Annotated in this window: 10 protein-coding genes; 5 read left to right on the top strand and 5 right to left on the bottom strand. The window is 59.8% G+C overall.

The window, feature by feature from the left end:
* Window positions 1-120: 120 nt before the first annotated feature.
* Window positions 121-2,208 carry an ABC transporter substrate-binding protein gene (locus tag O3W47_RS10185; protein WP_269313639.1) on the bottom strand — a complete coding sequence of 696 codons (2,088 nt, stop codon included), beginning with the start codon at window positions 2,206-2,208 and terminating at the stop codon, window positions 121-123.
* 124 nt (window positions 2,209-2,332) lie between these two features.
* Window positions 2,333-3,799, bottom strand: a complete 1,467-nt coding sequence (locus tag O3W47_RS10180; RefSeq protein ID WP_269313638.1) for an alpha-glucosidase/alpha-galactosidase — start codon at window positions 3,797-3,799, stop codon at window positions 2,333-2,335.
* A gap of 197 nt (window positions 3,800-3,996) precedes the next feature.
* Between O3W47_RS10180 and O3W47_RS10175 the strand changes: the two genes are divergently transcribed.
* Both O3W47_RS10175 and O3W47_RS10170 read left to right on the top strand, forming a co-directional pair.
* Window positions 3,997-4,884, top strand: a complete 888-nt coding sequence (locus O3W47_RS10175; RefSeq protein ID WP_269313637.1) for an AraC family transcriptional regulator — start codon at window positions 3,997-3,999, stop codon at window positions 4,882-4,884.
* A 77-nt stretch (window positions 4,885-4,961) separates the two neighbouring features.
* Entirely contained in the window at window positions 4,962-5,423 is a 462-nt protein-coding gene (locus O3W47_RS10170; protein WP_269313636.1) for a hypothetical protein, read from the top strand.
* A 15-nt stretch (window positions 5,424-5,438) separates the two neighbouring features.
* On the opposite strand, the gene O3W47_RS10165 is transcribed toward O3W47_RS10170, so the two are convergent.
* From O3W47_RS10165 to O3W47_RS10155, 3 genes are read right to left on the bottom strand one after another with little or no spacing between them, the layout of a single operon-like run.
* Complete coding sequence (locus tag O3W47_RS10165; protein ID WP_269313635.1) at window positions 5,439-6,350, bottom strand: DMT family transporter; 912 nt, start codon at window positions 6,348-6,350, stop codon at window positions 5,439-5,441.
* The gene (locus tag O3W47_RS10160; protein WP_269313634.1) at window positions 6,347-8,749 is read right to left on the bottom strand and encodes a PIG-L family deacetylase; all 2,403 of its coding nucleotides are present in this window, start codon (window positions 8,747-8,749) and stop codon (window positions 6,347-6,349) included. Before O3W47_RS10160 ends, O3W47_RS10165 begins: the two co-directional genes overlap by 4 nt.
* 19 nt (window positions 8,750-8,768) lie before the next feature.
* Entirely contained in the window at window positions 8,769-9,995 is a 1,227-nt protein-coding gene (locus tag O3W47_RS10155; protein WP_269313633.1) for an ROK family transcriptional regulator, read from the bottom strand.
* Between the two features lie 242 nt (window positions 9,996-10,237).
* On the opposite strand from O3W47_RS10155, the gene O3W47_RS10150 reads away from it, so the two are divergent.
* Genes O3W47_RS10150 through O3W47_RS10140 form a run of 3 tightly spaced genes read left to right on the top strand, consistent with a single transcriptional unit; the run spans window position 10,238 to window position 13,300 of the window.
* Window positions 10,238-11,503: an extracellular solute-binding protein gene (locus tag O3W47_RS10150; RefSeq protein ID WP_269313632.1), complete on the top strand. Its 1,266-nt coding sequence runs from the start codon at window positions 10,238-10,240 to the stop codon at window positions 11,501-11,503.
* Window positions 11,504-11,519: 16 nt separating this feature from the next.
* Window positions 11,520-12,461 carry a carbohydrate ABC transporter permease gene (locus tag O3W47_RS10145; RefSeq protein WP_269313631.1) on the top strand — a complete coding sequence of 314 codons (942 nt, stop codon included), beginning with the start codon at window positions 11,520-11,522 and terminating at the stop codon, window positions 12,459-12,461.
* Window positions 12,458-13,300, top strand: a complete 843-nt coding sequence (locus O3W47_RS10140) for a carbohydrate ABC transporter permease (protein ID WP_059756272.1) — start codon at window positions 12,458-12,460, stop codon at window positions 13,298-13,300. The genes O3W47_RS10145 and O3W47_RS10140 overlap by 4 nt, the downstream gene beginning before the upstream one ends.
* Window positions 13,301-13,303 lie beyond the last annotated feature (3 nt).

Below are 13,303 nucleotides of genomic sequence, written 5' to 3'. Positions count from 1 at the left end.
CGCCGGGTGCCTCCGGCCGCGCTTCACGCGCGACCGGTACCGGGTGTTCTCCGGGAGGAGTTCTTCAAGTTCGTCGCATTTCCGGACGTAAAACCGCTACGCACTTTTACTGGAAATGCTTTAGTTGATCGGCCCGCCCTCACCCGGCTTGCCGGGAAGCTGCTGCGGGAAGAGTTCGTATTTGCCCTGCTTGTCGGCCGCGACCCAAAGGCGTTCGCGGATGATGGAGTCTTCGGCCCAGTTGAACATGAAGATCGGCGTGCCCTGCGGCACATTCGAGAACCGCTTGTTGACGATCAGCGCACCGGGATATTCGGTGAGACCGATCGTATAGAGGTTCTGCGTATAGACCTTCTGATATTGCTTCATCAGCTCGGCCCGCTCGGCATTGTCCTGCGAGGAGATGAACTTGCGCACGAGATCGGCCATCTCCTTCTCGAACGGCATCAGATCGAGTTCCTTGCCTTCGGGCGAGCGGTGGTTCCAGCTGGTGCGCGGGCCGACAGGGGCAAGCTGCTCGGTATTCTGCACCACGGATGAAAGCTCGGTGGAATTGCGCCGCACCAGCCAGTCGAACTGCCCGCCATAATGGGCGGCATCGCGCTGGTTGGAATCGAGGCTGTTGATGACGACGCGCAGGCCGAGTTTCGCCATCTGGCCGACAAGACCTTCCGCGAGGCTCTTGTCCGTCGCGTAACCGTTATTGACGAGAAGGGTAATCTCGACATTGCGGCCGCCCAGCGTTTCCTTCGGGAAATTCAGGAAACCATCGCCATCCGTATCCTTCAGGCCTATCGAGGCGAGTGCTGTCTTGGCGGCCTCGAGGTTGAAGGGGTAATAGACCGTGGAGGCGCGGTCATAGAAGCTGGTGCCCGATGAAATGCCGCCCGGATAGATCGCCGTGAACGGTCCCTTCACCAGCGAGTCGCCGACGGCCTTGCGGTCGATGGCCGATGTGACGGCCTGACGGAACACCTCGTTGCGGTTCAGCTCGCGAATGGCCTGCCCGCGCTCGTCCGGATTGCCCCAGCCATTGGCGGAAAAATTCATCTGCAGATTATAGCCGATGAGACGCGGCCCGAAGGCGAGACGGGCCGGCGCATTGGGATCGGCGGCGCGTTTCAGCGAGGCGACGAAATTCTCTGGCTGTTCGAGGTTGGAGAAATCGCCCGATCCCGCCACGGCCTGCACATCACGGTCAGCCCAGGTGGAAAGCTTGTAGTGCACCTCGTTGAGATAAGGCAGCTGCTGGCCCTTCTCATCGACCTTCCAGTAATAGGGATTGCGCCTGAGCACGATGATGTCATCAGGCCGATAAGCGACCGGCACCCATGCCCCCATGACCGGCATGTTCATATATTCCGGCGGGAAAGCGTTCTTGAACTGGTTATAGGTGTTCTTGGAATATTTCGGATGCTGCGGTTTCAGGATATGCGACGGCCCGGGGCAGAAGCTCGGATAGGCCATGGTATAGAGATATTGCTTGGGAAACGCCGCCTTGAAGGTCCATTCGACGGTGTAATCATCGATCTTCGTGAGCGTCGTTCCCTCACCGAAAGCCTCGGGCGATGCGCCGCCGCCAAGCGGTGAAACATTGGGGTCGACGACCGCGTCTTCCCAGTAGAACATCACGTCATCGGCGTTAAATGCTTCGCCATCTGACCACTTGGCGCCCTTGACGAGATGCATCGTCAGCTTGTGGCCATCTTCCGACCATTCCCAGCTTTTCGCCAGATTGGGCAACGGTTCGGTATCCTTGGCATCCACCTGGAAGAGCGGTGCGGTGCGCGTCAGGCATTCGGAAAGGGCGATATCGATGCCGCCCCAGCCCTGGCTCTGGCCGGCAATATAATTCCAGCCCTCGGGCCTGCCGCCCACCACATGGCGCATCGTATCGCCGTAAACGCCCATACCGTCGGGCATATTGCCGGTCTTGTAGACCAGCGGTTCTTCCGGCAGGCGCTCTTTCAAGGGCGGCAGCTTGCCGGTCTTTTCGAATTTCTCGCTGACCCAGTCAGGCTCGCTGTAGCTCGGCAGCGCCTTGAATTCGAGGATCGAGTCGCGCGCCACATAATTGATCTTGCCTTCTGCCGGAAATTGTGGCGGCTCGGGCGGCGTGGCGGTCTCGAAGGCATTCGCATTGAGTGCGATCATCGAAACACCGAGACCCAGTGCCGAGATGATACCGATCCTGCGTTGAAGTAACATCGTCATTCCTCCCAAATGGCAGCTCTTCGACCGCCCACCCTCTGTGATCGTTCTGGCCGTGGCGGCGAACTCCCTTCCGCCGCCCGGCCTGTTCCCATGCCTTTCCTTCAAACAGCCTTTTCCTTCAAACAGCCTTTTTCAGTGCCGATTTTTCGGCCCGCAATTCCTCGATGGAACGCACATTGCGGCGGGCGGCACCGGCCCAGTCGCGGGTCTTGATGCTGGATTTCGCAAGCCGCTCCTTCGCCTCCGGCACGGCATGGGCATATTGCGGCAGCCAGCGGGCTTGCGCGACGACCATCTCATCCACCATCTGCCAGACCTCCTCCGGCGTGGCGACGGCGCCGACCAGCGGATCATGCAGCATGGCAAGCTTCAAAAGATCGATATCGCCGCTGACCGCCGCATGGACAGACATGCGTTGCACGTTGATGGAGGCCATGCAGGTGGCCGCACAAGCTTCCGGCAGCGTTACGCCCGAGACCATGTTGATGCCGAAACGGTCGACGAAACCGGGGGATCTGATGATGGCGTCGGCTGGCAGATTGCTGATGACACCATTGTTCTTGACGTTGAAATGACCGCGATAGACACGCCCGGTTTCCAGCGCTTCCAGAATGTGGCTCGCATGTTCATTGGAGCGCTTGGCCGGATCGATGGGCTTGGCGGCGGATGCCAGGAATTGCGGAAATTCCGTCTCGAACCAGTTCCGCGTTTCGGTGGAGTGGCGGAGATAACCGCCGGTTTCACCGTGGATCCAGTCGGACATGTCGATCCAGCGGGCAATCTCTTCCGGCCGCTTGCGATACCACGGCAGATATTCGGACAGATGGCCGTTGCTTTCGGTCGAATAGACGCCGAACCGCTTCAGCACGTCGATGCGCAGCTTCTCCTGCTGCGAGAAGACCGGATGCGCCTCGAAGGCGGCGACCAACTCTTCCTTGCCGATCTTGCGGCCGTTGAGCCTCAGATCGACGAACCATGTCTGGTGGTTGATGCCGGAGCAGATGTAGTCCAGCTCGGACACGCTTTTCGCACCGAGAATTTCGGCGATCTGTTCCGCGCCGTGCTGCACGCCGTGGCAGAGACCGACCGCATCCACCTTGCCATATTCGATGGCCGCCCAGGTATTCATGGCCATGGGGTTGGCATAGTTCAGGAATTTCGCACCCGGTGCGGCGACCTCGCGGATATCCTTGCAGAAATCCAGAATGACGGGAATGTTGCGCTGACCGTAGAGAATGCCGCCGGCGCAGATCGTATCGCCCACGCACTGGTCGATGCCGTATTTCAGCGGAATGCGGATATCGTCCGCATAGGCTTCCAGCCCGCCGACCCGCACGCAGCTGATGATATATTTCGCGCCCTCCAGCGCCCGCCTGCGGTCGGTATCGGCCGTCACCTTGACGGGGAAACCATTGGCCTCGACGATCTTCTCGAGGATCGCCCTGATCATATCCAGATTGTGCTGGCTGATATCCGTCAGCGCGACTTCAATATCGCGAAACTCCGGCACACACAGGAGATCGGTGAACAGTTTTTTCGTGAAACCGACGCTGCCTGCGCCAATAATAGCGATTTTGAAACTCATAACGCCACCTCTGTTGCAAATCGAACGGGTGAAACGGGCCGCAGGATCGTAAAATGGCATTGCAGAAAAATACCCGTAAGAATCCCGGAAAACCGGCCTTACTCCCAATTTTTCAGCAGCAAGTTCCCGCTGGCTGTCTCCTCGGATCGGGATTATGCGTATAATGTCGGTAAGGACCAGAGAAGGATTATGCTTTCATGGGTAATTTTGTGCTGCGCGACTTGATCGATCAGGGACCCGGCATGCGCACCGTCTCGCTGCCGCGCGGCCGCCAGACGCTGCACACCATGCCGACCAGCAGCGGTTATGAAATCCGCCGCAGTGGCAATTACGACTGGGACGGGCGCAAACGCGGCCAGACGCCTTTTACCGTGCTGCAATATTGCATCGCCGGACAGGGCAACCTGCGTTACGAGAACCGCCACTATGCGGTGAGGCCGGGCGAAACCCTGCTGCTGCTCATACCGCACAATCACCGCTACTGGCTGGAAGAAGGCAAGGAGTGGGAATTCTTCTGGATTTCCATGAATGGCGAGGAAGCCCTGCGCATTCACCGCAATATCCTCTCCGTCACCGGCCCTATCCTCAAGCTCCAGCCCGAAACCGTGGATCATCTTGCCGAATGCTGCTCGCGCCTCGTCAATGGCGCGGAAACGCCAGGTGCCGCCTCCGCCGTCGCTTATGAAGCGGCAATGACGCTTTATGACGATGTCTTCGGTTCTCATCCTTCTTTCGGCGGCGAATATCGCACCATGCAGCAGGTCCTGAGCTACATAGACAGCCATCTCGGCGAACGGCTTTCGGTCAGCGACCTTGCGGCGGTGGCAGGCTTGAGCCGCGCGCATTTTTCCCGCATCTTCGCGGCAAGCGAAGGCCTTTCGCCAGCGGAATTCGTGCTGCAGCGACGCCTGCGCCGGGCGGCCAAGCTTCTCACCTCGGCAGCCAACCTTCCCATCAAGGAGGTGTCGGTGCTGTGCGGTTTCGAGGATCCGAACTATTTCTCCAAGGTCTTCCGCCGACTCTACGGCACCAATCCGAGCGAATTCCGCACCACCGGCATGTATGCGAGCGTGCGGCAGAGCTGAACGACAAAACGACTTCGTTTTGACATGTTTCAGGCGATTAAGGATGGGCGTTACGCCCTTTTTGGAGACCCGCCGAGGTGAAGAGCATAATCCGGACGATCCTCGTCTTTCCGCTTCGGGCGATCATCGTTTTCGCCCTGATCCTCGACGGCATTTTCCGCCCGCTCTACCGGCCTGTCATCAGGGCCATATCCGGGCTGACATTCATCGAGCGACTGGAAAGCCGGATCGCGCGATTGCCGCGTCTTGCCATTCTCCTTTGCCTTGCGGTGCCCTTCGCCATCGCCGAACCCATGAAGATCATCGGTCTCGTCCTCATTGCCCATGGCGCCGTCAAGGTGGGGCTGGTTCTGACGGTCTTTGCCCATCTCGCGACATTCCTGATCGTCGAGCGTATTTATCACGCCGGCCGGGAAAAGCTCCTCACCTATCCCTGGCTCGCATGGATCATGCGCTATGTACGTTTCGCGCGTTCATTCTACGATCGCTTCAAACTTGCGGCGCTGAACTGGGTGAGGCTCCGGCTTCTCGCGCAATAGAGGCAGAGCGCCCCGTCACCGTTTGCGGCGCAGCCTCTTCAGGAGATATTCCGCAAGGGCAGTCGACTGCAGGGAAACGAGAATAATGACGATACCGAACACCACACGGGCTTCCGGCACCTCGTCAAACAGGAAATATCCGACAGCGGTCACGAACAGGATCGATAGATAGCCAACAGGTGCAAGGACACTGGCATCGGCAATGCGATAGGCCCGCAGGAAGCAATATTGCCCCAGTTGCGCCAAGAGGCCGATGGCGAGCAACGGCCCCCAGTCCAGCGGCGCGACCGGCTTCCATGTCCAGATTGCCGGAACGGCGGTGATGACGGCAAGGCCGACCGTATAGAACACCATCATCACCGTGGTGTTTTCCTGCCGCAGCGCCCGGGTCTGGATCACCGCAAGAGCGCCGAACACCACCGAGACGAGGACAACCAGCACCCCCGCATTGAATGCCGCGCCGCCCGGCCCGATGACGATCAGAACGCCGACAAAGGCCAGACATGCCCCCGCCCAGCGATATCGGCTCACTCTTTCCCCTAAAATGGCAACAGCCATCGCCATCGTCACCAACGGCCGCGAAAAACCGACAGCGTTGACAGTGGCAAGCGGCAGAAGGGTGATGGCGATAAAATTGCTGGTGAGCGCAATGGCGTTGCAGCAAATCCGGAAAATATTGCGCCAGGGATATTGGACGCGCGCCATTTCCATTCGGTGCCGCCAGATGAGCGGCAGAATGAAGAGCAGACCGATCATCGCCCTTATGAAGACGAGCTGGAAAGCTGGATAGGTAACGCCCTGCGCCTTGACGAGCGCGGTCATTCCACCCGAAACGAGGGCCATATCCATAAGCAGCCAGCCAATGCCCGCGCGGGCATCGGCGTCGCGCGGATTTTCCAGACTTTCGCTCTTTCCGTCGCCATTCACGCCGGCTGCACAAGATTGGCCATGAGGCGGAAGGCCCCCGGCACAAGCTTGTCCATCTGGTGATGCAGCACGAGGCTGGTATGGGTGTGACGGCCCTTGCCTATGATACCGGAGACCAGCGCGCCCTTGAGCGGTTGCTCATCGACATCATGCATCGCAAGCAATGGCTCATAGACATCATCCCAGCGCGAGGCGAAATAAAGCCCGCGCTCCTTGTCCCAGCCCGCCCAGTCGGCGGCATCGATCCTGTTGGGGCCGACAAGCAGCGGATGTTCGAGCGTCAGCACCGTCACCTCCGCCCGCGGGTCGGTTACACGCCAGCGCAAGGAAGGCTTGCCGATCTCCAGCCGCCTCACGGGCGTCGTCTCCGGGTTCCATCCATCGGTCGGCCGGTGATAGAGCGTGACGAGATGGCCGCCATCTTCAACGAAACGATGAAGCTTTTCTGTTGCCGCGGCCAGATCCCTGCGGATGCCGAAAGCAAAGATGCCGATAACGATCGTCGTGAAGGACGACAGGTCGCCGGCAAGCGCCTGAGCATCGAGTTCGGTGACATCGAGGCCCATGCGCGTAAGCCAGAGACCCACCCTGTCGGCGCCACCACCGACATAACCGACCCGCGCCCCCTCGGGCAGTTTGAGGTCCAGCGACAGGATTTTCAAAACGGAAGGCGCCAGAAACCTTGCCCTGCCGATATGCGGATAAGCGATGGGCGTGATCTGGAAAGCGGGTTGCGAACCGACAAGCGCTTCGATCTGGGCCAGGCCCGCCTTCGCATCGCCAGTGCGTTCGGCAATCCAGTCGCCGCCGCGCTTGCGCAGGTTCCAGCCGCCCGTATTCCTGAAGGCCAGCGGCGCATCGGCACCCTTTATATGCGCCTGAAAGACATAGGCGGCCTGCTCCTGTCCAAGCGGCACCAAAAGGGCATCGGGCGCTATCGTCAGCGACTGCGCGGGCGTCACGAAAAACGGCTCCTCCAGATCGAAGACGGCCGAGACCTTTCTGCCTCCAACCGTTGCGGAAAGCAGCACAGAGGCATGGCCATTGCCCCCTAAGGCTTTCCACTCCGGCTGGTAAAGCTCCGAAACTGCAGCATCCTGGTCGGCGGCAAGCGAAAAGACCAGCGTCTCACCACGCGACTGAATGGACGACGAGACACCCGATGGAAGGACCAGCGTGACCTCGAGATCAAATTCAGCCGCCTTGTCTGAAAGCTCCACGGAAAGAAACGATGTCCCGCCCGGAACGATCTCCGCCGGCTCGGCATAGGCCCGCTCGAAAACACCAAGCGCCGTCAGGATAGCGGCGTCGAGCTGCGCCCGCTTGCGCGCGATCCGATGCCTGTGCAGCTCCATGAAATCCGCAGCTGCGGCTTCATCGACCGTCTGCAAAAGAGCCGCCGCCGCAAGAAGTGACGCCGTGATCCGCTGCCTGTCGGGAAATGCCGCGATTGCTTCGGTTATTGCCTGTTCGGCCTTGACCAGCGCGTTTGCCAGTCCGGCATCCAGCCCCGGAAAAGTCGCAAGGTCGGTGAGTGAAGACGGCAGCCTGTCGAGGATCGAGCTTTCCTCTCCACCGACGGCATCCGAGCGTTCGAGATGCAGCGGCCAGACCTCCTGCGCCCGCTGCGGCCAATGCCCCATTCCCTGCGAGGCGTGATAATAACGCGACCATTCGCCGATGCGGTCATATTGCGCACCGGTGGCCTGTTCCCTGCCCGGAACATTGATCGTCAGCGTCGTTTCCGGCGGCGGCACTTCGTCATCATAGGTATCGCCGCCGCCCGACCATGCGGGAAGATAGAACTTCGCTACTTTCCAAGGCCTCAACCCCTCGGCGAAATGCTCGGGATAGGCAGCGGCATCGGCCGCGAGCGCGATGGCGCTCCTTGCCGCCCGCGTCATGGCGCGGTGGTGTCCGTGCTGTCCCGGCACATCGAGAAAGGTCGGAATGACGATATCCGGGCGTTCCTTGCGGTAGGCGCGCACAAGCCGCTCGACGATGCGTTGCTGCCCCCAGCGGTTAAAGGTCTGGTCGCCATCCTTGGAAAAACCGAAGTCGTGAATGATATCCGCCGGGCCATGGCCGAGCCAGCTAATGTCCGCATCAATGACGCGAGCGGCCTCCTCCAGCTCGCGCGACCGGATAACGCCAAGCGCGCCGAGCCGCTCCGGCCCCAGCGCATTCTGCCCGCCCTCGCCGCGCGTCGAGCAGGCGATGATGATCCTCATGCCGAGTTCCATGCGGAAATAGGCCAGAAGTCCGTTCTGCTCGTCGTCGGGGTGCGCGCCGGTGTGCATGACGGTGACAGTGGATTTCAGCGCGCTCAGCTTGCGGTGCAGGCGCACGAGCCACGGATCGGCCATCTGCCGTTCGATGCGCTCCCGGGGGTTAAGCATGGGCGGTCTCCTCCAATATTCAGCCGGGTGCCTGCGCTGCGGCTCCCATGGATGTCTCGAGTTTTGGCGTGACGATGTCGAACAGCGGCAAGGCGGCGGCACCGAGTGCGGCGGTCAATTGGCCGGACTTGCCGTGGATGACACGCGGCAGTTCCCGCTGCCGCCGGCTCGCGACCGAGGTTGGCAAAGGCCCCATCCGCGCAATGATTTCGCTGATGACGATTTCAGGCAGCGCACCGCCGAGAATGACCGTCTGGGGATCGAGAATATTCTCGAGCATGGCAACCATCGGCGCCAGATGGGCGGCGGCCTCCTCGATCCATTCCATCACCACCGGATTGCCCGCTTTGAACAGGGCTTCCAGATCGTCAAGCTCCGTATCCAGGACACCGGCGCAGACAAGTTTTTCCTTCAGCACGTAAACCGAGGCATAGGCTTCGAGGCACCCTCTCTGCCCGCAGGAGGGGCAAGGCCTTCCCTTTGGCGAGACTGTCACATGGCCGATTTCCCCGGCATTTCCGAAGGCGCCGCGATAGGGCGATCCATCCTGAATGATGCCGAGGCCGATACCGACGCCGAAATAGATCATGCAGAAATTCGGGATGGTCAGCCCCGCACCGAACAGCCGTTCCCCGACCGCTGCGGCCGTCGCATCGTTTTCCACCACGACCTGCTGGCCGCAGGCTTCCCCCAGCATCTGCCGGGCATCGATGCCTCCCCAGCCGGAAAGCGTTGTCGGCCCCACAGAGGTCATGCCATCGATCTCGAAGGGACCGGGCATGACAACCCCGGTACCAAGCAGTCTGCAACCGAGATTTTTAGCAACGGCAGCGTGCTCGGCGGCAAAGGTCTTGAATATGGCGTCCGGCGTCGTGTCCTTGAGGGGAGTAACACGATGGGTACGCAACACGCCGGCAAGATCGAGGCCGACCGTGACCATATGGTCGGCGGCGATTTCCACACCGATGGTCGCCCCGCCATCCGGGTTGACGGCGAACTGGATCGGCGGCTGGCCCCTGCCGATGCGGCGGCGGCCGAGTTCCTTCAGCAATTCCTCGCCCATCAGCTCGTCGACGATATTGGCGACAGCCTGCGGTGTCAGATGTGTGATCTTGGCGATCTGGGCGCGGCCGAGCGACCCGTGCCGCCGGACGATGTCGAGCACGACTCGCCTGTTGTGTTCGCGGCTCCGCTCAGGATTTTTTCCGATTGCTACGGGATAAGCGTCCACCGTGTGCACCGTCATCTCTTCAACTTCCCGTTTCTTGGAAAATTCATAGCGTCGAATTGACGATAAGCGCAATATAATAATTCAAGTAAATTATCTTATTGACAAATGCGCGCCTTCAGAGAACCGTAGAGAGCGACCGGGGGTCAGGCTTGCATGGGGCGGAAGAGGAAACTCCGCTACCGGCAAATCGATGAGCGCGCGCGAAAGCGCGGATAAAGGGAACGATCGCTCCGCATCCGGAAGACCGGGCGGAGGAAATGGAGGCTTATATGCGCAGGGCAACTCTGTTCGCCGGCTTGGTCGCCGGTTTCAGCACATTCGCATTCAACGCCGCGCAGGCGGTTGAAATCGAATATTGGCAATATGTCTTCGATACACGCGTGAAGGCCATGGACGAGCTGATCGCGGAATTCCAGAAGGCCAATCCTGACATCACCGTCAAGCAGGTGACCTTCCCTTACGCCGATTACCAGACGCGCGTCATCGCCGCCAATCTTTCCGGCAAAGGCCCGGACGTGATGCAGCTCTTCTATGGCTGGCTGGATAAATTCGCAGCCGGCGGCATCTTGCAACCGTTGCCGGCCGATGCTTTCCCGCATGACAAGATCGAAAGCGAATTTTTCCCCATCGTCAGCGCCATGAAGCGCGGCGACGATTATTACGGCCTGCCGACGGCGGTGCGCTCGCTGGCGCTCTTCTACAACAAGAAGCTCTTCACCGAAGCCGGCCTCGATCCCGCCAATCCGCCGAAAACGCTGGATGAATTTGTTGCCGCTGCGGAAAAGATCGCCAAGCACGATGCCGCCGGAAACCTCACCGTTGCCGGCTCCACGCTCGACATGGGCGGACAGGACCATCAATGGTGGCGTGAGGTTCTCATCCGCCAGTTCGGTGGCGAGCCCTACACCGACAACGACCAGAAGGTCGCCTATAACAGCGAAGCAGGCGTTCAGGCCCTGAAGTTCTATACGAGCCTGCAGCTTGAGAAGAAGATCGGTCAGGTGGGCTTCATGGATGAAGGCCAGGCCGCCTTCCGCGCCGGCAAGGCTGGCATGACCATCGACGGCACGTTCCGTCTGGGATCCTTCAGAACCATCAAGGATTTCGAGTGGGGCGTGACCGAGCTTCCCACCAATGACAAGAATATCCGCTCCAACTATGCCAGCTATTTCGCAAACGGTATCAGCGCCAAGACGAGCGGCGAGGAACTGGAAGCCTCCAAGAAATTCCTCGCCTATATCTCCTCACCGGAAGCCATGGCGATCTGGCTTAAGACGGTGGGCGAGTTGCCGGCGCGGCGCTCGGCGGCGCTGACCGAAGAAAACCTGAAGGACCCGGTCTATGCGCCGTTCCTGAAGGGTCTGGAATATGCCCATACGACGCTCTTCATGGATGAGGCGGCCCAGCGGCAAAACGCCATCGACATGACCAATCGTGTTCTGCTCGAGGGCCAGTCCGTCGAGGATTCCGTGAAGCAGGCCGCCGAGGCCGAGCAGGAAATCATCGACGCGGCGAAACCTTAAAACCCGCAGGTCCGACATGACAGCGATCGATCAACAGGGGGCGGCATCCGGCCGCCCCGGCGGCTCCTTCGGAGATCGCCTTTCCATGCGCACGAAACGGCTTTTGTGGATCTGGAGTTTTCTGGCGATCCCGATCCTGTTTTACAGCGTCATTCGTTTTTATCCGACGCTGCAGGCCTTCTGGCTGTCCTTGACCAACTGGGATTTGCTGCGACCGGCGAAGTTCATCGGCATCGCCAATTATGTGAAGCTGTTCAAGGACCCGCAATTCTGGAAAGTCTTCAGGAACACCTTCACCTATCTCATCATCGGCACGCCGATCAGCCTCGTTCTGGCTTTCGTCATCGCCTTTTATCTCGACCGGGTACGCATCCTGCACGGCTTCATCCGCGCGCTCTATTTCCTGCCCTATCTGACGACGGCCGCCGCGATGGCCTGGGTCTGGCGCTGGTTTTATCAGCCGCCGCCCATCGGCATCATCAACGACGTGCTTGGGCTTCTCGGCATTCCGCAGCAGCCTTTCATCCGCTCCACCGATCAGGCGCTTTATTCGATCATGATAACCGCCATCTGGGCGGGCCTCGGTTTCCAGATCATCATCTTCATGGCCGGCCTGCGCGCCATTCCGACGACATTTTATGAGGCCGCGCGCATAGACGGGCTCGGCGAATGGGCGATCCTGCGCAAGATCACGCTGCCGCTTTTGAAACCCACCACCGTTTTCCTCGTGGTGTTTTCCTCCATCGGCTTCCTGCGCATCTTCGACCAGGTCTACAACATGACCACCAATGATCCGGGCGGACCGCTCGGCTCTACCAAGCCGCTGGTGCTGATGATCTACCAGACGGCGTTCAATTCCTATGCGATGGGTTATGCCGCCGCGCAGACGGTCGTTCTTTTCACCATTCTTCTCGTCGTATCGCTGATCCAGCTCTGGGTCCTGAGGGAAAAGAAATGAGCGAAGCGCCGCCACTCTCCCACGCCCGCATCCGCCCCGGCCGCATCATCGCCTGGACAATATTGTTTATCGGCGGCCTCATCATGGTCTCGCCGCTGCTCTTCATGTTCTCGACATCGTTCAAGACGGCGGATCAGGTCTATGACCTCAGGCTCATTCCGGCTGCACCGACGCTTGCGAACTACATCACCGTCATGGCAGACGGCCGTTTCCTGCGGTGGTTCTTCAACTCGATGCTGGTTGCGGTCATCGTCACCGTTTCCAACTGCTTCTTCGACAGTCTCGTTGGTTATACGCTGGCGAAATTCGAATTCCGCGGCCGTTATTTCATCTTCCTCGCCATCCTCTCGACGCTGATGATACCGACCGAAATGCTGGTCATTCCCTGGTATCTGATGTCCAGCCAGCTGGGCTGGCTCGACAGCTACTGGGGCATCATGTTCCCCGGCATGATGACGGCCTTCGGCACCTTCCTGATGAAGCAGTTCTTCGAGACGGTTCCAAACGACTTCATCGAGGCAGCGCGGGTCGACGGGCTCAACGAATTCCAGATCTGGTGGAAAGTCGCCCTGCCGCTGGTGACGCCGGCGCTCTCCGCACTCGCGATCTTCACCTTCCTCGGCAACTGGACAGCCTTTTTCTGGCCGCTGATCGTCACGACAAGCAAGGAACTCTACACCCTGCCCGTCGGTCTTTCGAGCTTTGCCGTGGAACAGCAGATCCAGTGGGAAATGATCATGACGGGCGCAGCCATTGCGACCATCCCTACCCTCATCGTCTTCATCGTCCTGCAACGCTACATCGTGCGCGGTGTGATGCTGGCGGGTCTGAAAGGATAATAT

This window comes from Agrobacterium sp. LMR679 (genome assembly GCF_027157905.1).
Classification (GTDB): Bacteria; Pseudomonadota; Alphaproteobacteria; order Rhizobiales; family Rhizobiaceae; genus Agrobacterium; species Agrobacterium leguminum.
The sequence above is the reverse complement of the archived record's forward strand: the minus strand, read 5'-3'. Positions and strand labels throughout refer to the sequence as shown.